The sequence below is a fragment of the Cobetia sp. AM6 genome, from assembly GCF_009617955.1.
GTDB classification, from domain to species: Bacteria; Pseudomonadota; Gammaproteobacteria; order Pseudomonadales; family Halomonadaceae; genus Cobetia; species Cobetia amphilecti.
This window is the reverse complement of the sequence record NZ_AP021868.1, coordinates 2,963,354-2,985,181: the sequence shown is the minus strand read 5'-3', so window position 1 is coordinate 2,985,181 and position 21,828 is coordinate 2,963,354. Positions and strand designations below refer to the sequence as shown.

The following is a 21,828-nucleotide window of genomic DNA, read 5'->3' as shown; positions in this document are numbered from 1 at the left end:
AGTCGCCGCCATTGAGAGGTACGCGAATGGCTGACGGCAAAGGCAAGGACGAGAACGGCAAACTGCTGTACTGCTCCTTCTGTGGCAAGAACCAGAATGAAGTGCGCAAGCTGATCGCGGGACCTTCCGTCTACATCTGCGACGAATGTGTCGATCTGTGCAATGACATCATTCGCGAAGAGGTCCTCGAAGCCGACGCCGAAGGTGATGATGATCGCCTGCCGGCGCCGCGTGAGATTCGTTCCACTCTCGACGATTACGTGATCGGCCAGGACCGCGCCAAGCGTGTGCTGTCCGTGGCGGTGTACAACCACTACAAGCGTCTGCGTGCCGGTCAGAAGGCCGCGGATGAAGTGGAGCTGGGCAAGTCCAACATCCTGCTCATCGGCCCGACCGGTAGCGGCAAGACGTTGCTGGCCGAGACGCTGGCGCGCCTGTTGAACGTCCCGTTCACCATCGCGGATGCGACCACCCTGACCGAAGCGGGCTATGTCGGTGAGGATGTCGAGAACATCATCCAGAAGCTGCTGCAGAAATGCGATTACGATGTCGAGAAGGCCGAGCGTGGCATTGTCTACATCGATGAGATCGACAAGATCTCACGCAAGTCCGACAACCCCTCCATCACGCGTGATGTCTCGGGTGAAGGCGTGCAGCAGGCACTGCTCAAGCTGATCGAGGGCACCACTGCCTCGGTGCCGCCGCAGGGCGGTCGCAAGCACCCTCAGCAGGAATTCCTGCAGGTGAATACCGGCAACATCCTGTTCATCGTCGGCGGTGCTTTCGCCGGGCTGGACAAGGTGATCCGCGAACGCGCCGAGAAGGGTGGCATCGGCTTCAATGCCGAGGTCAAGAGCAAGCAGGACGAGAAGACCGTGGGTCGCGTGCTGGCAGACGTCGAGCCGGGTGATCTGGTCAAGTTCGGTCTCATTCCCGAGTTCGTTGGCCGCCTGCCGGTCATCGCGACATTGACTGAGCTGGACGAAGATGCCCTGGTGCAGATTCTGACCGAGCCGAAGAACTCGCTGGTCAAGCAGTACTCGCGCCTGTTCGAGATGGAAGATGTCGAGCTGGACCTGCGCGAAGATGCGCTGCGTGCCGTGGCTCGCAAGGCCATCGAGCGTCGTACCGGCGCACGTGGTCTGCGCTCGATCCTCGAGTCCGTGCTGCTCGACACCATGTATGACATCCCGTCCGAGGAGAGTGTCAGCAAGGTGGTGGTGGATGAGTCGGTGATTGCCGGCGACAGCAAGCCGCTGCTGATCTACTCCAAGAACGAAGAGAGTCAGGGCAAGGTGGCCGGCAAGGACGGCTGAAACGTCCGGGCCTGAGTCGCACCAACGGGGGGCCGCAAGGCCCCCCGTTGCGTTTGCGCTCACAAGCCATCCTTACTGTGATGCATTCGCGGGTCACGCACGGCTTCATTCAGCGTTGAGTTACCGCCAGGCGTGTCGGGATCATTGCAAAATCATGACCTTGCCCCCATGGTCTCAGTATCAAAGTGCCGTGTGAGGCGGCCCACCCACAGAATACCGAGGAACGTCTGCCATGGAGCAGAACGAAGATCAGACCCTGACACTTCCGCTGCTGCCGCTGCGGGATGTGGTGGTCTATCCCCAGATGGTGATTCCGCTGTTCGTCGGCCGGGAAAAGTCGATCCAGGCCCTCGAAGTGGCCATGGAAGGCGACAAGAAGATCCTGCTTGCGGCGCAGCGTGAAGCCAGCCAGGACGACCCGACGGCGGAAGACCTGTTCGCCATCGGCACCGTTGCCGACATCATGCAGCTGCTCAAACTCCCTGATGGCACCGTCAAGGTGCTGATCGAGGGCAGTTCGCGCGCCGATATCCAGGCGATTCGCCTGCACGACGACGGCCACAGCATCGCCGACGTCGCGCTGCGTGACAGCCAGCCGCTGTCCGAGCGAGAGCAGGAAACCCTGGTGCGCGTGCTGCTCAACCAGTTCGAGCAGTATGTGAAGCTTTCCAAGAAGGTGCCCAACGAAGTGCTGGGCAGCCTGCAGGGCATTGAAGACCCGAGCCGTCTGGTGGACACCATCAGCGCGCATCTGTCGCTGGGCATCAATGACAAGCAGGCGCTGCTCGAGATGGACAAGGTGCGTGACCGCATCGAGCACCTGATGACGCTGATCGAAGCGGAGATCGACCTGTTGCAGGTCGAGAAGCGCATTCGTACCCGCGTCAAGGAGCAGATGGAGAAGTCGCAGCGCGAGTACTACCTCAATGAGCAGATGAAGGCCATCCAGAAGGAAATGGGTGAGCTGGATGACGTGCCCAACGAGGTCGAGCAGTACGAGCGTCGCATCAAGGACGCCGGCATGCCGAAGGAGGCAGAGGAGAAGGCCACCCAGGAGCTCAACAAGCTCAAGATGATGGGGCCGACTTCTGCCGAGGCGACCGTGGTGCGCACCTACCTGGACTGGCTGTGCGACGTGCCGTGGAAGAAGCGCACGCGTGTGCGTCATGACATCGACCACGCCGCCAAGGTGCTGGACGAGGACCACTACGGTCTGGATGAGGTCAAGGAACGCATCCTCGAGTATCTCGCCGTGCAGAAGCGCGTCAAGAAGCTCAAGGGGCCGGTGCTGTGTCTGGTCGGTCCGCCGGGTGTCGGCAAGACCTCGCTGGGCAAGTCCATCGCACGTGCCACCAACCGCCAGTATACCCGTATGGCGCTGGGCGGCGTGCGCGATGAGTCCGAGATCCGCGGTCACCGCCGCACCTATATCGGGGCACTGCCGGGCAAGATCATCCAGCGCATGGCCAAGACGGGCGTGAAGAATCCGCTGGTGCTGCTCGACGAGATCGACAAGCTGGGCATGGACCACCGCGGTGATCCGGCCTCGGCGCTGCTTGAGGTGCTGGACCCGGAGCAGAACGACAAGTTCGCCGATCACTACCTCGAGCTTGATTACGATCTGTCCGAGACCCTGTTCATCTGTACGTCCAACTCGATGAACATTCCGGGCCCGCTGCGCGACCGCATGGAAATCATCCGTCTGCCGGGTTACACCGAAGACGAGAAGCTGGCCATCGCGATGCGCTACCTGGCGCCCAAGCAGCTCAAGGCCAATGGCCTGAAGCCGGGCGAGCTGACCTTCAGCGAAGCCTCCGTGCTCGAGCTGATCCGTTACTACTCGCGTGAAGCCGGTGTACGTGAACTTGAGCGCCAGCTCGCCAAGGTCTGCCGCAAGATCGTGCGTGAGCGTGTGGTCGCCGAGGCAAAGGAGGGTGCACTGTCCTCCATGCACCTCGAGGCCGAGCAGGTCGAACACTACGCGGGTGTGCGCAAGTACAGCTTCGGCCTTGCCGATGCCGAGGACCAGATCGGGCGTGTCACCGGCCTGGCCTGGACCTCCGTCGGCGGTGAGCTGCTGACCATCGAGTCTGTCGTCACGCCGGGCAAGGGCCGTGTCAGCAAGACCGGGTCACTGGGCGACGTCATGAAGGAATCGGTGAGTGCGGCCCACACCGTGGTGCGTGCGCGTGCCGAGGCCTTCGGTATCGAGGCTGAGCGCTTCGAGAAGGAAGACCTGCACATTCACGTGCCGGAAGGCGCCACGCCCAAGGACGGCCCCAGTGCGGGCGCTGCCATGGTCACCGCGATGGTATCCGCTTACTGTGGACGCCCCGTGCGCTGTGACGTGGCAATGACCGGTGAGGTCAACCTGCGCGGCGAAGTCATGCCGATCGGTGGCCTCAAGGAGAAATTGCTGGCGGCGCGACGCGGTGGTATAAAGCTTGTGCTGATTCCCGAGGAAAATCGCCGTGACCTCAAGGAGGTTCCGGACACCATCAAGGATGCACTCGATATTCGGCCGGTGCGCTGGATCGACGAAGTGCTTGAGGTGGCTCTAGCAGAAAAGTCTACTGCTGAGAAGGACGATTCTCGTTCAGACGATGCCAGTGGTCGTCAGACAATGATCAGTACACATTGACGGGATTTTTTTGGCCATGCCGCTGTCGAAACGGCGGCGTGGTGCGGTTTTGCGCGTGAGGTTGCTTGACAGTCGTTTGAGGGCGTTGCTATAAACTCCGCTTCGTCGCGATCGCGTTTAGCACCCGTAATTTTCGCGCTGATTTCTGGTAATTTTTGCAAATTCAAGGGGTGAAGAGTGAATAAATCCGAGCTGATCGAAGCCATTGCTGCATCTGCCGATATTCCGAAAGCAGCAGCTAGCCGTGCACTCGATGCGATGGTCGACACCGTCACTGATAGCCTGAAGAAGGGTGAGACCGTGGCACTGGTCGGGTTCGGCACCTTTATTGTCAAGGAACGTGCTGCACGTACTGGCCGTAACCCGCAGACTGGCGCTCCGATCGAGATCAGTGCTGCCAAGGTGCCGAGCTTCAAGGCTGGCAAGGCACTGAAAGACGCCGTCAACTGAGGTCTGCCTGCTTCGCAGGCACCCGGTGGCGCGGTACCGGTTCGGGAGTGGTCTGATGACTGCCGAACCGGCACCAGAACATCGAAGCGCATCGCCTGGCGATGCGCTTTTTTTGTGGCTGAACCCGGCCATGTCGGCAGGGCGCAAGCGTTTGATGACCCTGGCGAGTCAGTCAGTCGTGCAAAGTCACCTGCATCTGTCTGCGGCATGCGTATAATCATCAGTCACTGAGTCGCGGCCCTTGTGGCCATTCCAATCCCTGTAGTTCGAGGCCTGCATGCTGCAACGAATTCGAGACCGGTCGCATGGCTGGGTGGCCAAGACGATCGTTGGTTTCATTGTCGTCACCTTTGCCTTCTTTGGTGTTGAGTCGATCATTGGCGCCTTCACTGCCAGCAGTGACGACGTGGCCACGGTCAATGGCGATACCATCAGCCGTCAGGCGGTGGAAACCGAAGTCCAGCGTGCCATCCGTTCTGGCCAGGTAGCGCCGGAACAGGAGCGCGAAGCACGCAATCAGATCATCAACCAGATGATCGATTCCCGCCTGCTGGATCAATACGCCGAGGAAGGCGGCCTGCACATGTCCGATGCGCAGCTCGATCAACTGATCGTGAGCATTCCGGACTTCCAGGACGACAAGGGACGCTTCGATGCCGACCTGTTCCGCAATCGTCTGGCCAGCGCCGGCTACTCTCCCACCTCCTTCCGCCAGCAGCTGAGCAGCGACACCCTGCGCCAGCAGTTGACCGACGGCTTCGCCGCCAGTGCCTTCGTGCTGCCGGGCGAAGAAGAGAAGCTCAGCCAGCTGCAGCGTCAGACGCGCACCTTCCGCTATGCCACGCTGAGCAGTGCGGACCTCGATGCGCCGGTGACAGTCAGCGAAGACGAGCTCAAGGCCTGGTATGACAGCCACCAGGACAACTACCGTCGCCCGGCACAGGTCAAGCTGGCCTACGTGCTGCTGGACCAGAACGAGCTGGCCAGCGGTGGCGATATCAGCGAAGACACGCTCAAGGCCGAATATGCGGCCAAGCGTGCCGACGCGCCGCGGGAAATCGCGCACATCATGGTCGAGAAGGGTGACGATGATGCGGCGGCGCGTGCCAAGCTCGAGGGCGCACGTGACGCACTCGCCAACGGCGAAGACTTCGCCAAGGTGGCGGCCGAGGTCTCCGAAGACAGCTCCACGGCCGAGGACGGCGGTGAGCTTGGCGTGATCACCCGCGGTATCTTCGGTGAAGACTTCGATGACGCGGCCTTCGCGCTGGATGAAGGTCAGGTCTCGGATATCGTCGATACCGGCGACAGCCTGCACCTGATCAAGGTGACCGGTCTGGACATCGCGCCCTTCGAGGACATGCGTGACGAGCTGCTGACGCAAGCCCGTCAGGCCGCTTCCCGCGATACCTTCAACGAGAAGGCGCAGCAGCTGAAGGACGAGAGCTTCGCGGCGGATGATCTGGCCAGCGTCGCCGAGGATCTGGACCTGCCGCTGAAGAAGACCGACTGGGTCGCGCAGGAAAACGATGACGAACTGCTGTCCGAGCCGGGTGTGATGGCGGCAGCCTTCGGTGACGAAGTGCTGGAAGAGGGCTACAACAGTGACGTCATCGAACTGGATGACAGCCGTCGTCTGGTGCTGCGCGTTCTCGAGCAGCGTCCGGCCACCACGCTGGCGCTGGATGAGGTCAAGCAGCAGGTTCAGCGCGAAGCCAAGGCCGACAAGACTTCCAAGGCACTCGAGGCACTGGCCGAGAAGCGTCTGGAGACGCTGCGCCAGGGCGGATCACTCGAGGGGATCGACTGGCAGCAGGCTGACGACGTCAGCCGTCAGGCCAGCACCCAGCTGCCGCAGAGTCTGGTCAAGCAGGCCTTCACGCTGGCGCACCCGGAGGATGGCCAACCGGTCTATGGCAAGGCGTCGCTCAGTGGTGGCATCGCGCTGATCGCCCTGACCGAGATCGGCGAGGCCGAGCCGGGCGAGATGGACCAGTTCCTCTCGCGTCTGGCCAAGCGTCTGCGTGCTCAGGCCGCTGTCACGGGCCTGCAGGAATCTCTGCGTGAGCGTGCCGAGATCGAGCGCAACTGATCGAGCGCAAATGAGCCAGGCAACTGGCGTGGGCAGCTTTCCCTGCCAATGAGACCGTCACCCCTTGGGGTGGCGGTCTTTTTTTGGTTCAAGCCATTGGTTCAGGCCAATGGGCTCAAGCCTCAGACGCTCAGGTATCGAAGCTCAGGCCGCGAGGCTGCGTGCGGGTGTGGCGCCAGGTCACGAGCTTGGTGTCAGGTCACGAGTCATGTATCAAGTCACGAGCCCAGCCGCTGACGCAGGCGCTGGGAGAGTTCGCGGTGACGGGCCTGAATGCCCGTGGAGAGCGTCTGGCGCAGCCAGCGGTGGCCGGCGTCATGGTGCAGGCGTTCGTGCCACACCAGCCAGTAGGAGAAGCGATTGAGGGTGATGGGCAGCGGACGCAGGGCCAGCGGCAGCTGATCGAGCATGCTGATGGCCAGACAGCCCGGCACGCACAGCAGCAGGTCGCTGTGGCAGCTGACACTGAAGGCGGCCAGAAAATGAGGCTGGCGCATGACGACCTGACGACTCAGTCCCAGTTCCGCCAGCTTGAGGTCCACCGCGCCTCGCTCATCGCCACCCATGCTGATCAGTTGGTGACTGGCGGCGAGGAAGTCCTCCAGGCTCAAGGTCTCCTTCGCTGCCAGCGGATGGTCCTTGCGCATCACGCAGACGAACTGGTCATCCCCGATCTCGCGACCATGCACGCCGGCCGGCACCCTGGCGGTGGGCACGCACATCGCAAGCTCCGGCCCGCCTTCTTCCAGCTGTTGTTCGACATTGCCGCCATAGGCCTGGATATCCAGACGGATGCCGGGCGCCTGCTCGTGCAGCGGGGCGATCTGGGGCGCCACGAAGGCGTGCATGCCGTAATCGGTGGTGGCCAGCTGAAAGCGACGCTGGCTATCTTCAGGCGAGAACTCGGGCGGTGCCAGCAGGGCGCCCAGCTCCTGCAGCAGGCGGGCGAGGGGCTGCCTGAGGGCCTCCGCGCGCGCGGTGGGGCGCAGACCGCGTTGTGCGCGCACGAACAGGGGGTCATCGAAGGCCTCGCGCAGCCGGCCCAGGGTGCGGGACACCGCAGGCTGGCTCAGGTTGAGGCGCTCAGCGGCCCGCGACACGCTGCGGGTTTCCAGCAGCGCATGCAGCGCGACCAGTGTATTGAGATCATGGCGAGCAAGTTCAGCCAGATGCATGGCAAGCGGTTCCCGGTAGCGAGGCGGCCCAGTCACTGGGATGAAAGCGTGCAGTTTCAACCGCACATGATATCAGTCTCATGCATACCGGGATTCAGTTTCTGTCATTGGTGTGATATCGGGAGCGCGCGTAATCTGGAAGCACTTCGTCGCCGAGCAACGCTTGCGGCGGCCAGTCGTCACAGGGTTGAGGCCACGGGCCAGCGGCCTGATGGCGATTCTGATCACATGTCGTTTGACCAGATCATTCGCAAGGAGCATTGCATGCAGACACGCTATTACACGATCACCGACTATCCGAAAGGCACCCCGGAGCGCGATCTGTTCCAGTTGCGTGAGGAAGAGCTGAGCGAGCTCGGCGAAGGCGAGGTGCGCATTCGCAACAGCTGGCTGTCCGTGGATCCCTACATGCGTGGCCGCATGAGCGGCGTGAAGACCTATATCGACCCCTTCGAGCTCAATGAGCCACTGCAGGGCGCAGCCGTCGGTGAAGTGATCGAGTCACGTGACTCTCGCTTCAAGAGCGGCGACAAGGTACGTCACATGGGCGGCTGGCGTGATATCGCACAGCTCTCAGGTGACCAGGTCGAACCGCTGCCAAGCATCGATGTGCCGGAGCAGGCCTACCTGGGCGTGCTGGGCATGCCGGGCATGACCGCCTGGACCGGCCTCAACATCATCGCCGAGATGAAAGAGGGCGATAACGTGCTGGTCAGCGCGGCCTCCGGTGCGGTCGGCTCGCTCGCCGTCCAGCTGGCCAAGGCCAAGGGCGGCACCGTCGTCGGCATCGCCGGCAGCCAGGAAAAGCTGGATTGGCTGGAAGCGCGGGGCGTCAAGGCGGTCAGCTACAAGGGCAAGGACGCCGAGCAGCTGACGAAGGCGCTCAAGGAAGTCTGCCCGGACGGCTTCGATGTCTACTACGAGAATGTCGGCGGTGATTGCCTGGTGGCGGCGCTGAACAACCTGAATGTCGGCGCACGCATCGCCGTCTGCGGCATGATCTCCAGCTACAACGATACCGAGGCGGCGCCTGGCCCCTCGAACATCTCGATGATCCTGATCCGCCGTGCGCGCATGCAAGGCTTCATCGTCTTCGATCACTGGCAGAACTTCAGCCGCTTCCTCGAAGAGGTAGGGCCGCAGGTCGCCAAGGGCGATATCGACTACGAAGAGACGGTGGAAGAAGGGCTCGAGCAGACGCCGGACGCCTTCCTCAAGCTGTTCTCGGGTGGCAACAAGGGCAAGATGCTGGTGCGTCTCTGATCTTAGAACTGAGTGCTGAGAGCTGCGACAGTATTGCTGAAGACCCGAACACCTGAGCGCCGTGCGAATGCGCGGCGCTCAGGCAGTCACGAAAGGCTCGCTGCGGCGGGCCTTTTGCGTGGGTGGCCAGGCGTTTGTCATCACGCATTCCTGTTCATCACATATTACTGGTCATCACGCATTACTGGTCGTCAAATATCACTGGTCGTCAGTATTGGTGACTCTCACGAACCAAAGACGTGCGGCCTGCGCTCTACTTTGGTCTTGGTCACTGCTCTAGAATGCAGACCATCGTTCGTGGGCAGGTGACGTCATCGTCGCGCTTTTCTGTCATTTGCCCACATATCACTCTGTGTCAGGTGGCGCCTGACCACGGCCCTGTCACTTCATGTAGCCGTGTCGCCCCTGACTCCGCGAGGAGAGCATCATGCAGGACTTTACCTATCAGAACCCGACCCGCGTGCACTTCGGTGCCGGCCAGATCGCCAAGGTGCGTGACGAGATTCCGGCGGATGCCCGCGTGCTGGTCACCTACGGTGGCGGGTCAATCAAGCGCAACGGCGTGATGGATCAGATCGAAGCCGCACTGGAAGGCCGTCAGTGGTGGAGCTTCGGCGGCATCGAGCCGAACCCGAGCTATCACACCCTGCTCGAAGCCCTGGAAGTCATCAAGCGCGAGAAGATCGATTATCTGCTGGCGGTCGGAGGTGGCAGCGTCGCCGATGGCAGCAAGTTCCTCGCGCTCGCCGCCTGTCACGCCGGTGATCCGTGGGAGATTCTCGCCGAGGGCAAGCACCCCGAGACGGCGCTGCCGCTGGGCGTGGTGCTGACACTGCCGGCCACCGGCTCCGAGTCCAATGGCAACGCCGTGGTCACCAACTACGAGACCCACGACAAGCTGCCGATGTTCAGTGAGCTGGCCTACCCGCGCTTCGCGGTGCTGGACCCGGCCACCACCTTGACCCTGCCGGAGCGTCAGAGCGTGAATGGCGTCGTCGATGCCTTCATCCACGTCAGCGAGCAGTACCTGACCTATCCGGTCAATGCGCCGGTGCAGGACCGCTTCTCCGAGGGGCTGCTGATGACGCTGATCGAGGAAGGCCCCAAGGTGCTGAGCCAGCCGGATGATCTGGCCGTGCGCGCCAACATCATGTGGGCCGCCAACCTGGGCCTCAACGGCCTGATCGGGCGTGGCGTGCCGCAGGACTGGGCCACCCACATGATCGGTCACGAGATCACTGCACTGCACGGTGTCGATCATGGTCGCACCCTGACCATCGTGATGCCGGCGCTGTGGGAAGAGCTGTTCGAGGCCAAGCGTGCCAAGCTGGCGCAATACGGTCGCCGCGTCTGGGCGCTGGAGGGCGATGAAGAGAGCGTCGCGCGCGCCGCCATCGACAAGACCCGTGAGTTCTTCACTCGTCTGGGCGCGCCGGTGTCGTTGAGCGAAGCCGGTATCAGTGCCGACAGTATCGATCAGCTGGTCGACAATCTGACCCGTCACGGCTTCACCGCCATCGGTGAGCACGGCGATATCACGCCGGATGTGGCGCGTCGTATCCTGACCCGCGCTGCCTGATCACGCGCGTCAGTCAGGCTCGAGTGTCAGCCTCAAACCCCTCGTCACCCCTGGTGGCGAGGGGTTTTGCGTATCTCCCTCCTTGTCTCCCCCCTTGTTGCAGCTTGCCGTCCGCCAGATCGCGTCACGCCAGAAAGCCGGATTCGCTTGTCGAGACTTCGTCGCCGGCCGGTTTTTGTTACTCTATAACCTTTTGCACGCCCTTCATCTTGCGGAGATTTCAGCATGTCTGTGGCTTCACGCGGCGCCAGAAGTGGCGACGCCCCGACGGAACCAGCTCCGATTCCGGTGCATCTGATCACCGGCTTTCTGGGAACGGGCAAGAGCAGTTTCATCCAGGCATTGGTCGCGGCCAAGCCGGCGGATGAGCACTGGGCGATCCTGGTCAATGAGTTCGGGCAGGTGGGGATCGATCAGGCACTGTTTGCCGGGCGCGAGGATGTCAGCGTCAAGGGGCTGCCCGGCGGGTGTCTGTGCTGTCAGCTGGCCTTCGTGCTGCAGGCGGGGCTGGTCAGCCTGATTCATCAGACGCGTCCTGACCGTCTGATCATCGAGCCCTCGGGGCTGGGCCATCCGGCGGGGCTGATCGATGTGCTGCGCAGTGAGGGGCTGGCCTCGGCGCTTGCGCTCGAGGAAGTCATCACCCTGCTGGACCCGCGCGCACTGGACGATACCCGCACGCGCGAACACGGCACCTTCCAGGACCAGTTGACGCTGGCGGGCGGCGTGGTGCTCAGCAAGCGTGATCTGGCGACTGAGCAGCAGCTGGCGGCCGCGCATGAGTTTCTGGCGGGGATGTGGCCGCGCAAGCGCTGGGTCGGTGAACTGGGCAGAGCCGACGGCGAAAGCCAGCCGCCGCAGGCTCGCATGGCCGGTCAGAAGGTCGCACTGATCGATTGGCTGCTGTCAGCAGAACGCGCGCCTCAGCGCCAGGGCGGCGGGCACGTAAGCGCAGCGCGTGAAGACCAGCCCGAGATCAGCATGCCGTCCGCCCATCGCGCTGCACGGGATAGGGCGCGTCTGGCGGCGCAGGCCAGTGATGAGCCGTCCGCCTCAGGTGTGATGCCGCTGCCCGGCGCACCGGTGATCGAACAGGCCGAGGGGCTTGAGCATGCCAGTCTGGGCTGGCGAATCGCCGCAAGCGAGGTCTTCGACCTCGATCAGCTGACCCAGTGGCTGGATGGCCTGCCGCGTGAGTGGCGCATCAAGGGCATCTTTCATACCCAGGATGGTTGGCGCAGCTATAACCGCGCCAATGGGCGTGCCGAGCTTGCGCCGTCCAGTTGGCGCGAGGATTCGCGGCTTGAGCTGATTGCACCGCTGGGCGGGCAGGGCCAGGAGCAGGAACGGATGGTGGCTGCGTTGCCGCTTGAGGATTCCCGTCAGTTGAATGCGGCCTTGCTGGCCTGTCGCAGCGACGGCGCCGCCAGGCCCTTCAACTTCTTCGGCGAGTGAGCTGAGGCGTATGCCTCAGGGCGCGCCTTTCACGTCAGGCGTTCCCACTCGCCGATCAGGCGCAGGGCCTCTTCGCGGGAATCGCCACACAGCTCGTGATCGAAATCGAAGTCGCCGCACACCGCCGGGCGCTGCGGCGTGCCGAACAGCTTGCACAGGTTGTCGTCATCCAGCTGCACGCAGCGCACCCCCGCCGGCTTGCCATTGGGCATGCCGGGAATCGGGCTCGAGATCGAGGGGGCGATGCAGCAGCCGCCGCAACCGGCACGACAGCCGGGAGCGGCAGCATCTGCAGAAGGGGCGGCGGTCTGCGTCATGAGGTGGCGGACGTGTCTTCGTGCTCGGGAAGGACGAGCGGCTCGCGCGCCGTCTGCGGGGTATGCCGCGCGATGGCGCCCTTGTTGATGCCCTCGTAGGCTTCGACGCGGATGCTGTCACCGCTGTCGAGGGCGATCTGGCGCGCCAGCCAGTCGGCGATCCACTCGATGGTGGTCGGTGTCGGCAGCAGCCAGACCTGCTTGCGCGGCAGGCGGATGCGGAACCTGCCCTGCGGCGCTTCATAGCTGAATACCAGCTCACGTCCCGGGCGGTCGATCAGATCGCCTTCCTCGGCCAGGTAGCGGTCGTTGAGCTTCTCGGCCCATTCGGCTTCCAGCGCCGTGTCCCGCACACCATTGCGCTCGATGATCAGCGGCGAGCGATGCCCATGCGCGATACGCTGGCAGTTGCCACTGTGATGACGCAGGCCATGACTGTAGGTGTAGGCGGCGCCGTCGATGATCTCGTCTCGCAGACGCACGCGCAGCGCCTCGACGCGCGGTGGCAGGCGGCGAGTCAGCAGCTTCTCGAAGTGGTTGGCCAATACCTCGGTGGTGACCTCGGCCACCGGCAGCAGGCAGAAGGCCTGACGCGGGCCGCGCACTTCCATGGCGTAGGGCTGGGTGAAGCGCAGGCACAGTCCTTCCGGGCAGTCCGTGACGCTCACGCCTTCGGCCTGACTGGGCACGATCAGGGTGTGATCGGCGTCCTGATCGATCATGCGCTTGGCCCACGGCTTGACGTCGCCGAAGTCGAACAGCATGCCGTCATGGCCGACGGCGCCGTCCAGCTCCAGGTCCAGGTGCTGGCTGATGCCGAACAGGCCGCGGGTATTGCTCCACACCGAGGCATCCACCGCGGTGAGGGCCCTGACGAACAGGGTCTTGGGAGTCATTGCGGTCATCAATCGATACCACTGATCTTGTGAGTCTGCAGCGAGAGCTGCCACTGGGGATTGCGCATGCAGTAGCTGACGCACTGATTCATCGGCGTGTCGGACGCCAGCACCTCGCGGTAATGCTCGCGGGCCGCGGCAGGCGCGGGCAGGGCGTCGAGGGCGGCGGTATCCAGTGGCTGCAGATAGAAGTGCGCGAAGTCCAGGCTGACGAAGCGCTCCGGCAGGGCCTCCGGCTGCGGGTAGACGAGCTTGAGCTCATCGCCGCCGGTGAGGACCAGCTCGCTTGCGCCCTTGGGGCTGACACACAGCCAGTCGATGCCGGCAGGCGGCTCGACGGTGCCGTTGGTCTCCACCGCGATCTCGAAGCCGCGGGCGTGCATCGCGTCCACCAGCTCACTGTCGAGCTGCAACAGCGGCTCACCGCCAGTGAAGACCACATAGGGCGTGGCGATGCCGGTGTGCTCCGGCCACAGGCTGGCCAAAAAGTCCGCCAGCGCGTTTGCGGTGCGGAACTTGCCGCCATTCTGGCCGTTGGTGCCGACGAAATCGGTGTCGCAGAAGCGGCAGACCGAGGTGTCGCGGTCCTGCTCGCGGCCACTCCACAGATTGCAGCCGGCAAAGCGGCAGAACACGCTGGCGCGCCCTGCGCGAGCACCTTCGCCCTGCAGGGTGTAGAACGCTTCCTTTACCGTATACATCAGAGTGTGCCTGCGCCCTTGGCCGAGTCGGTCGTTTCGTAACCGAGCGGATCGCTCAGCCCATGGGCGGCGAAGGCCTCGAGACGCTCACGGCAGCTGCCGCATTCCCCGCAGGCCAGTTCGCGGCCTTCGTAGCAGGTCCAGGTCTGGGCATAATCGAGCTGCATGGCGATGCCGGCGGCAAGAATCTCGTCCTTGCTCGCGTGCAGGAAGGGCGCGCGAATCTCCACCGGCGAGAAGTTGGCGATCGCGGCGACGGCGTTCATCTTGTCGACGAATTCCGGACGGCAATCCGGGTAGAGCACGTGATCGCCACCGTGGGCACCATAGAAGCAGACCTCGGCCTCGATGTTGACGGCCTTGGCGATGGCCAGTGACAGCAGGATCATGTTGCGGTTGGGCACTACGGTCGAGGTCATGGAGGCCTCGTCGTAGTCGGCCTTGGGCATCGCCTGGTCACTGTTGGTCAGCGCGGAGTTGTCGATCAGGCCATGGATGGCGCGAATGTCGACGACTTCGTGGGCGACGCCCAGCGACTCGCAGACCTGGCGTGCGACGTCGAGCTCACGCGAGTGACGTTGGCCATAATGGAAGGAGAGGGCATGTACCTCGAAGCCTTCCTTCAGCGCCTGGTGCAGGACAGTGTAGGAGTCCATGCCACCGGAGTAGATGACGACGGCGCGGGGGCGCTCTGCAGAGGAGGCAGAAGCGGGTACAGCGGAATTCTGGACGTTGAGAGTCATGACGGAGAATTTCTTTGACCGATGGATTCGGCGCCCGGGATCCGGTCCGGGCGAAACGGGCGCCTATCCTACTCTTCCGCACGCCTTGATGCCACTCGTGTACTGGCGCGGGCCGCGGATACACCGCCTGTCGCCAGGTTCGGAAGCGGCCATGGCAGCCAAGCGTTGAGTCGGCGAGAAAATAGCCTTGGTACCCGCACCACAGGCTGGCATAGACTCGGAGTATTAGCGAAGCGTAGAGAGAGTCGTCTGCGTGCTGCACGCTTGTCCACCTAGTGCTTTCCCTGACGGCACGAACTTCGGGATGACGGGTTGAGGAGCAGGTTGAGGAGTCGGCCGAATGGCTCCGGGAGTGGCTCTCGCAATGGCGCCTGGAGCAGCGTCAAGTGACAGGCTAAGCGGGGAGGCGTCTGGCGTTCAAAAGGGCGCTCAAAAGGGCGATCAGAAGAGACAAAGTGCAGCAGTCTGGCGCCTGGTGATGTCCATGGGAGGAGTAGCATGGTCGTCCGGACATTGCCGCATTAGCCATGCGGCCCCGGGCCTTGCGGCAGCCAGCGGCGACAATGAAAGCAGGTGTAAGCAGATAAGCGCGAGAACAGCCGGAAGCGTGAATGACGTGTCATGTCCCGGCGGTGTTGTCCGCGTTGCGCCAGCCAACGGCCAGCATCACTGGCGACAGGCGGCCCTTGCGGGGCATCAAGCCATTTTCCTTATGACTGCAGGTGGAGTGAGCGTGCCTCTCGATATCTTGATCAAATTGCTGTCGTCCATCGAAGAGCCGTTGTGGATTCATGACCGCTTCGGCCAACTCGCCTGGACGTCGCCGCGCGCTCGACAGGAAGACAGGGTGCCGGAGCTGCCATCTCCGCTGCCCAAGCAGCCGGAGCCTTGTGGCATCAGCGGCCAGCCCGGCTTCTGGTTGATGGGCATCACCGGCGAGCTGGGAGAATGGCTGCTGGTGCAGAAGGCCAATCTGCCGTGGCGCATGGCGATCTTCGATGCCGAGTGTCTGGTGGCCAACACCTGTGGCTGGCAGGAGCTGTTCGGCACCGAGCGGCCGCGTCTCGAGCCGGTCAGCGAGCGGCGGGTTCGCCTCAAGGCGCCGTTCTCGGGGCTGGCGGAGGCCCGTGCGGCCGGGGTGGATGACAAGGTCTTGATCGCCCTGCGCCGCCTGCAGCCCATCAACCTGCTGTCGCGCGATCGCTTCAATGCCCAGATCGATGAACTGCTGCTGGAAGAAAGCGTCGACGGCAGCATCGATGGCGGCATCATCTACCTGTCGCTGACCCACCTGGAAATCATCAACTCGGCGCACGGTGCCGAACGCATCGATCCGCTGCTGGAGCGGGTGGCAGAAGCCATGTCCCTGCAGTATCGCGACGCCCTGGTCTGCCGCCCGCTGGGCAATGCCTTCGCGCTGTTCTTCGTCGGGGATGAGGCCAGCCTGATCGCGCGTGCCAACGAGCTGTGCGAAAGGCTGGTGATGCTGATGCGACTGGATGGCAAGGCCCTGCCGGTCACGGCGCGGGTCGGCATCAGCCTGGCGCCGCAGCACGCGCGGCGTGCCCATCGCCTGATGCACCTGGCCGAACTCGCCATGTTGCACGGGGAATACGATGACATCGATGTCTGCGGCCCCCTGCACGTGTTCTCGCCCGGCGCGCATATGCAGCACCTCAACGACTATCGCCTGACCAGTGACCTGCGCGAGCATCTCGAAGAGCTGGATCTCGCCTTCCAGCCCCAGTTCGACCTCGCCAGTGGCGAGGCCGTCGGCGTCGAGGTGCTGGTGCGCTGGGACCACCCCGAGCTCGGCACCATCGGACCGGGTCGCTTCATCCCGCTGGCGGAGCAGTATGGCTTGATCGGCACCGTCGGCGCGCGGGTGATGGACACGGCCCTCTCGGCGACGCGTGATCTGGTGACGCCCAACGGCAAGCCGCTGTCGGTGGCGATCAATGTCTCGGCTCAGGAGTTTCGTGACCCCGGCTTCCCCGAGCGCGTCTCGGAGGCTCTGGCGCGTCATGACTTCGCGCCAGAACGCCTGGAGCTTGAGATCACCGAATCCTCACGCGTGCCGGATCTCGATCGCGTCGTGGAGCGACTCACCGGCCTGATCGAACGCGGCGTGCGCCTGGCGATCGATGATTTCGGCACCGGCTTCGCGTCACTGCTCTACGTGCGCGACCTGCGCGCTTGCCGCCTCAAGGTCGATCAGCGCTTCGTCGGTAGCCTTGACCATGATGCCCGCGACCGCGCCATCGTCTCCCACGCGATCTCGCTGGCCGACAGTCTGGGCATGGAGGTGCTGGCGGAGGGCGTCGAGACCGCAGAGCAGGAGCGCCTGCTGGTCGAGATGGGTTGCCATCTGGTGCAGGGCTTCCGCTATGCACGGCCCAAGCGCCTGCCGGAGCTGGTCGAGTGGCTCAAGCGCAAGCCGTCGATCCATCCCTGCCCCTGAGTACTTTTGGAGGGCGCCTGATGAAGAGTTCTGAAGTGAAAGGCGCTTGAAATGAAAGGCGCTTGAAATGAAAGGCGCTTGAAACGAAAGGTGTCTGAAATGAAAACGCCCGCCACGCAGTGACTCTGCATGGCGGGCATTTTCATGGCGAGCATTCGGATCTGGCAGTGGCCGCGGGAGGTGACGGCGTGCGTTCAGACTCGAGAGTCGTGGCGACGTCTCACTCGCTGCAACCGCTACCGTAGCCGTACATGTTCTCGAAGCCTGGAATGCGCTGCTCCCAGACGGGCGGCGTGCCGACGACCTCCTGCAGGCAATCACTGAAGCGACGCGTCTTCTGCGGCAGGTACTGGCGGTGCGGGTAGACCAGGTGGATCGAAGGCAGTGGCTTCATCGGCACGTTGGTCAACAGCGGCACCAGCTCGCCGTTCAGGATCTCGTCCTTGATGTTGATCGCGGACACCATGCCATAGCAGGCACCCGACTTGATGGCACCGATCAGCACGTCGGCATCATTGACCTTGAGGCGCGAATCCAGCGCCACCTTTTCCTCGACACCGCTCTCGGTGCAGACGCGCAGGCGATCGAGAATGAAGCCATCGCGGGAATACACCGCTGCCGGCAGGCCAGACAGATCGGCGGGGGTCTGGGGCATGCCGTGACGCTCGATGAAGGCCGGCGAGGCACAGATCAAGTGACGGTGTGCAGCCAGCGGACGCGCGATCAGGTTGGAGTCTTCCAGCTCCGACATGCGAATGGCCAGGTCATAACCGCCGCCGATCAGATCGGTCAGGTGGTCTTCCAGGCGCACTTCCACCTGGGTATCCGGGTAGCGCTCCATGTACAGGCGCACGGCCTGGGCGACATAGGTGCGCCCGAAGTGGCTCGGGCTCGTGATCTTCAGGATGCCGCGCGGGCCATCCTGATAGGCGCCGGCCACATCGTCGGTATCTTCCAGCACTTCACGCAGACGCAGTGCGTGCTGATGGATCTCGCGCCCCGCATCCGTCAGGGCCAGCGAGCGAGTCGAGCGATTGAACAGGCGAATCTGCAGTTCTTCTTCCAGACGGCTGATCTGCTTGGAGACCACCGAGCGGTTGACCTGACGATGGTCAGCCGCCTTGGAAAAACTCTGTGCTTCTACCACATCGAGAAACAGCAACAAACGGGATGCTTTATCCACGGTCTGACCTCTCGTGATGCCATGGGGAGGGGAACACTCTGCCAGCCATCCGTGAGGCAGTCAGTGCATATAAAGCGACGGTCCAACTTCGGTAGCAGTCGATAATCGGTGACATTGCATGGGTCATCATCACGAATCCAGGTGACGGAAATCCCTGACAAGGTGAGTTTATCACGGTCACTGTTTCCTCTAATACCACGCATCAACGCGTTTCTCGCTCTTCCTGTTGCCGACAATGCATCAAAGACATGTCCCACTGAACCTATCTGGGGTCCGGCGAAATCCCTAGAATCATCCCCCCAGCGTCACGGAAGTGTTCCGACGCCTTATACCTTCATCCAACCAGCCATGCTCGACATGCTGGGAGTGAGTTCATGTCTTCTTCTATGTCCACCGACGCCTCTGCAAGATCGACCCCGCCAACGTCGGAAACGCCGACGACTCGTGAGCTGATGTCACGCCTGTGGCGCAGCACCTTGCCGATGACACTCGGCATCATGGGATTGCTGGGCTTCAACCTGGTCGATGCCGCCTTCGTCTCGCATCTGGGCACCGCGCCACTGGCCGCGCAATCCTTCACCTTCCCGCTGACCTTTCTGATCATCGGGGTGCAGGTCGGCATGGGCATCGCGATCGCCGCGATCGTCTCGCGTACCCTGGGCGCCGAGGATGAGGCGCGTGCCCGGCGTCTGGGCGGTGTGGTGCTGCTGGGATCCGGTGTGTTGATGGCACTGCTGATGCTGCTGTTGTGGGTCATCAGGGTGCCGGCCTTCGAGTTGCTGGGTGCCAATGCCACTGAAATGACGCTGATCGAGGTCTATTGGGGCCCATCGCTGATCGCCAGCTGGCTGGGGGCCATGGCCTATGTGCTCTACAGCCTGTTCCGCGCCCACGGCGATACGCGTCTACCGGGCGAGATGATGCTGCTGACCAGTGTCTTCAACCTGGTGCTGGACCCGCTGCTGATCTTCGGCGCGGGACCGCTGCCCGGCTTCGGTCTGGCGGGCGCTGCCTGGGCGACCGTACTCTCCTTCGGGGCCGGGCTTGCCATCACGGCATTCAAGCTCTCGCGTCGTGACTGGATGGAATATCGCGGTCTGTGGGCCGAATGGCAGGCCTCGCGCCGCCAGCTGGCGGGGATCGCGATACCCGCGATTCTGTGCCAGATGATGCCGGCACTCTCCGCGATGCTGGTCACCGCCATCGTCGCGGGACTGGGTCAGACGGAGGTGGCCGCCTGGGGGATCGCCTCACGCCTGGAAACCTTCTCGCTGATCGTGGTGCTGGCCCTGACCATGTCTCTGCCGCCGTGGCTGGGGCGCTGTTATGGCGCCGGCCGTTGGCAGGAAATTCGCTGCCTGATGAACCTGGCCGCCCGCGTGGTGGTGATCTGGCAGCTGGTGCTGGGCATCATCGCCGCAGTGCTGGCGACACCGCTGGCCTATGTGCTGGTGGGCAGTGACGAGGTCTCGGCGGCGCTGGCGGTCCTGCTGCCGTGGATGTTGCCCAGTTACTCCTTCCTCGGCATCTGCATGCTGGTCGTGTCGGCTGCCAACGCGCTGGGGTGGCCGCTGCGTGCCACGGTGTTGTCCTTCGTGCGTCTCTTCATCTGCTTCATGCCGGCGGTATGGCTGGGGGCACATCTGGATGGGCTGCGCGGTGTCGCCATCGGCTCGGCGATCGGCAACCTGCTGGCGGGTGTGGTGGCATGGCGCGTCTATCGTCAGGCCCTGGGCGACCGTGGCAAGTCAGTGCGTCGCCATGCCTATGTCGCGACGACCTGATCGCCCGGGCCCCCATGGCGTCCAGCACGAGCGCTCCCTTGAGATGTCAGGCGCCATTCAGAAGATTCTGCCCGGAAGGTCCTGCTGGAGACCCTGCCAGTAGACCTTGCCAGAAGCCCCGTCAGCAGTCCCGCTGAGAAGCACCGAAAGCGGCCATTCCAAAAATGGCCGCTTTTTTGTTTTTTATCACTGCCATGATGCGAAATTTACCTGCTTATTTTCTGATATAGGGTCTCATAACAGAATATTAACCGTGGTTTGCGCCTCTATACTGGATGCATTCAGGCCAAGCCACTGTGAGTCGCCTTGTCGACCGGTGCCGGCCTTCATCGTCTTTATTCGCTGCCGAGTGCGCGAATACGCCTGTCATTTGCCGTGGGGCGCGGCTTGCAGTCATGGGGTAGGCCAACATGAAGATTCTTGTACTCGGTAGCGGCGTCGTCGGTGTCACCAGTGCCTATTATCTGGCGCGTCAGGGGCATGAGGTCACGATCGTCGACCGTCAGGCCAGCCCGGCGATGGAAACCAGCTACGGCAACGCCGGTCAGGTCTCCTTCGGCTTCTCCTCGCCGTGGGCGGCGCCGGGCATTCCGCAGAAAGCCGTCAAGTGGATGTTCCAGGAGCATGCGCCGCTCAAGATCCAGCCGCGCATGGACCCGCAGATGGCCAAGTTCATGGTCAAGATGTTCGCCAACTGCAACGCCGACCGTTATGCCGTCAACAAGGAGCGCATGGTGCGTGTCTCCGAGTACAGCCGCGCCTGCATCAATGCCCTGCGCGAAGAGACCGGGCTGCGCTACGAAGACCGTCAGAAGGGGCTGTTGCAGCTGTTTCGTACCCAGGCGCAGGTCGATGCCGTGCAGAGCGACATGAAGGTGCTGGCAGGCTGTGGCGTGCGCCATCAGCTGCTGGACGCCGACGCCTGTGCCACGGTGGAGCCGGCACTGACCCGCGTACCGGGCAAGTTCATCGCCGGCCTGCACCTGCCGGATGACCAGACCGGCGATTGCCATCTGTTCACCAACCGGCTGGCGGATTACTGCCGCGACACCCTGGGCGTCAATTTCGTCTTCAATACCACCATTCAGCGCATCCAGCGCAGCGGCAGCCGCATCGAGAAGGTCATCACCGACCGTGGCGAGATGACCGCAGACAGCTACGTGATGTGTCTGGGCAGCTACTCGCCGTTCCTGGCGCGTGATCTGGATCTGGACCTGCCGATCTACCCGGTGAAGGGCTACAGCCTGACCGTGCCGATCATCAATGCCGATGCCGCACCGCAGTCCACCGTGATGGACGAGACCTTCAAGGTCGCGCTGACGCGCTTCGATGATCGCATTCGCGTCGGTGGCACCGCCGAGCTGGCCTCGTTCGATCTTTCCTTGATCGAGAAGCGCCGTGCGACCATCAACATGGTGGTGCGTGATGTGTTCCCGGAAGCCGGTGACTATGCGCGGGCGGAATTCTGGGCCGGCCTGCGTCCGATGACGCCGGATTCCACGCCGATCATCGGTGGCACCAAGTACGACAATCTGTGGTTGAACACCGGACACGGCACCCTGGGCTGGACCATGAGCTGCGGCAGTGCGAGTCTGTTGGCGGACCTGGTGGATGGTCGCAAGCCCTCCATCGATCCCAATGGTCTCAGTCTTGGTCGCTACGCTGCCTGATGCTCGGCGCAGTGTCTGTATCTGTGACAGTGTCTGTATCTGTGTAAGTGTCAGTGGCTGCGCCAGGGCACTGCCAGGCAGTGCGTACTGCCGTGTAGTCGT

Annotated in this window: 16 protein-coding genes; 10 read left to right on the top strand and 6 right to left on the bottom strand. The window is 63.0% G+C overall.

Features of this window, described 5'->3' with window-relative positions:
• The first annotated feature begins 26 nt into the window (after window positions 1–26).
• From clpX to CLAM6_RS12530, 4 genes are all read left to right on the top strand, one after another.
• Window positions 27–1,316, top strand: coding sequence for an ATP-dependent Clp protease ATP-binding subunit ClpX (gene clpX / locus CLAM6_RS12545; RefSeq protein ID WP_043331299.1), 1,290 nt, complete (start codon window positions 27–29; stop codon window positions 1,314–1,316).
• Between the two features lie 232 nt (window positions 1,317–1,548).
• On the top strand, window positions 1,549–3,957 hold the full coding sequence (gene lon / locus CLAM6_RS12540; protein WP_107336273.1) for an endopeptidase La: 2,409 nt from the start codon (window positions 1,549–1,551) through the stop codon (window positions 3,955–3,957).
• Window positions 3,958–4,134: 177 nt separating this feature from the next.
• Window positions 4,135–4,407: an HU family DNA-binding protein gene (locus CLAM6_RS12535; protein ID WP_043331296.1), complete on the top strand. Its 273-nt coding sequence runs from the start codon at window positions 4,135–4,137 to the stop codon at window positions 4,405–4,407.
• A 277-nt stretch (window positions 4,408–4,684) separates the two neighbouring features.
• Window positions 4,685–6,499 (top strand): SurA N-terminal domain-containing protein, encoded by a 1,815-nt coding sequence (locus CLAM6_RS12530; RefSeq protein ID WP_153636282.1) that lies wholly within the window; start codon window positions 4,685–4,687, stop codon window positions 6,497–6,499.
• Window positions 6,500–6,717: 218 nt separating this feature from the next.
• On the opposite strand, the gene CLAM6_RS12525 is transcribed toward CLAM6_RS12530, so the two are convergent.
• Window positions 6,718–7,674, bottom strand: a complete 957-nt coding sequence (locus CLAM6_RS12525; RefSeq protein WP_052384231.1) for a LysR family transcriptional regulator — start codon at window positions 7,672–7,674, stop codon at window positions 6,718–6,720.
• A gap of 264 nt (window positions 7,675–7,938) precedes the next feature.
• Between CLAM6_RS12525 and CLAM6_RS12520 the strand changes: the two genes are divergently transcribed.
• The 3 genes from CLAM6_RS12520 (at window position 7,939) to CLAM6_RS12510 (ending at window position 11,971) form a co-directional block, all read left to right on the top strand.
• Complete coding sequence (locus CLAM6_RS12520; RefSeq protein ID WP_153636281.1) at window positions 7,939–8,937, top strand: NADP-dependent oxidoreductase; 999 nt, start codon at window positions 7,939–7,941, stop codon at window positions 8,935–8,937.
• Between the two features lie 427 nt (window positions 8,938–9,364).
• Window positions 9,365–10,516: an iron-containing alcohol dehydrogenase gene (locus tag CLAM6_RS12515; protein ID WP_107336276.1), complete on the top strand. Its 1,152-nt coding sequence runs from the start codon at window positions 9,365–9,367 to the stop codon at window positions 10,514–10,516.
• Between the two features lie 225 nt (window positions 10,517–10,741).
• Window positions 10,742–11,971, top strand: coding sequence for a CobW family GTP-binding protein (locus tag CLAM6_RS12510; protein ID WP_153636280.1), 1,230 nt, complete (start codon window positions 10,742–10,744; stop codon window positions 11,969–11,971).
• 29 nt (window positions 11,972–12,000) lie between these two features.
• Here the strand turns inward: CLAM6_RS12510 and CLAM6_RS12505 are convergent, their stop codons facing one another.
• Genes CLAM6_RS12505 through queC form a run of 4 tightly spaced genes read right to left on the bottom strand, consistent with a single transcriptional unit; the run spans window position 12,001 to window position 14,628 of the window.
• Window positions 12,001–12,288, bottom strand: a complete 288-nt coding sequence (locus CLAM6_RS12505; RefSeq protein ID WP_153636279.1) for a YkgJ family cysteine cluster protein — start codon at window positions 12,286–12,288, stop codon at window positions 12,001–12,003.
• Window positions 12,285–13,184 carry a 6-carboxytetrahydropterin synthase gene (locus CLAM6_RS12500; protein WP_153636278.1) on the bottom strand — a complete coding sequence of 300 codons (900 nt, stop codon included), beginning with the start codon at window positions 13,182–13,184 and terminating at the stop codon, window positions 12,285–12,287. Before CLAM6_RS12500 ends, CLAM6_RS12505 begins: the two co-directional genes overlap by 4 nt.
• An 8-nt stretch (window positions 13,185–13,192) precedes the next feature.
• Complete coding sequence (queE, locus tag CLAM6_RS12495; RefSeq protein ID WP_107336280.1) at window positions 13,193–13,885, bottom strand: 7-carboxy-7-deazaguanine synthase; 693 nt, start codon at window positions 13,883–13,885, stop codon at window positions 13,193–13,195.
• Window positions 13,885–14,628, bottom strand: coding sequence for a 7-cyano-7-deazaguanine synthase QueC (gene queC / locus CLAM6_RS12490; protein ID WP_043331289.1), 744 nt, complete (start codon window positions 14,626–14,628; stop codon window positions 13,885–13,887). Before queC ends, queE begins: the two co-directional genes overlap by 1 nt.
• A 733-nt stretch (window positions 14,629–15,361) precedes the next feature.
• Between queC and CLAM6_RS12485 the strand changes: the two genes are divergently transcribed.
• Window positions 15,362–17,089, top strand: coding sequence for a putative bifunctional diguanylate cyclase/phosphodiesterase (locus CLAM6_RS12485; RefSeq protein ID WP_052384227.1), 1,728 nt, complete (start codon window positions 15,362–15,364; stop codon window positions 17,087–17,089).
• A gap of 220 nt (window positions 17,090–17,309) precedes the next feature.
• Here the strand turns inward: CLAM6_RS12485 and CLAM6_RS12480 are convergent, their stop codons facing one another.
• On the bottom strand, window positions 17,310–18,272 hold the full coding sequence (locus CLAM6_RS12480) for a LysR family transcriptional regulator (protein ID WP_043331288.1): 963 nt from the start codon (window positions 18,270–18,272) through the stop codon (window positions 17,310–17,312).
• A 374-nt stretch (window positions 18,273–18,646) separates the two neighbouring features.
• Between CLAM6_RS12480 and CLAM6_RS12475 the strand changes: the two genes are divergently transcribed.
• Window positions 18,647–20,056 carry an MATE family efflux transporter gene (locus CLAM6_RS12475; RefSeq protein WP_347237560.1) on the top strand — a complete coding sequence of 470 codons (1,410 nt, stop codon included), beginning with the start codon at window positions 18,647–18,649 and terminating at the stop codon, window positions 20,054–20,056.
• Between the two features lie 410 nt (window positions 20,057–20,466).
• Entirely contained in the window at window positions 20,467–21,726 is a 1,260-nt protein-coding gene (locus CLAM6_RS12470) for a D-amino acid dehydrogenase (RefSeq protein ID WP_153636276.1), read from the top strand.
• The last annotated feature ends 102 nt before the right edge of the window (window positions 21,727–21,828 follow it).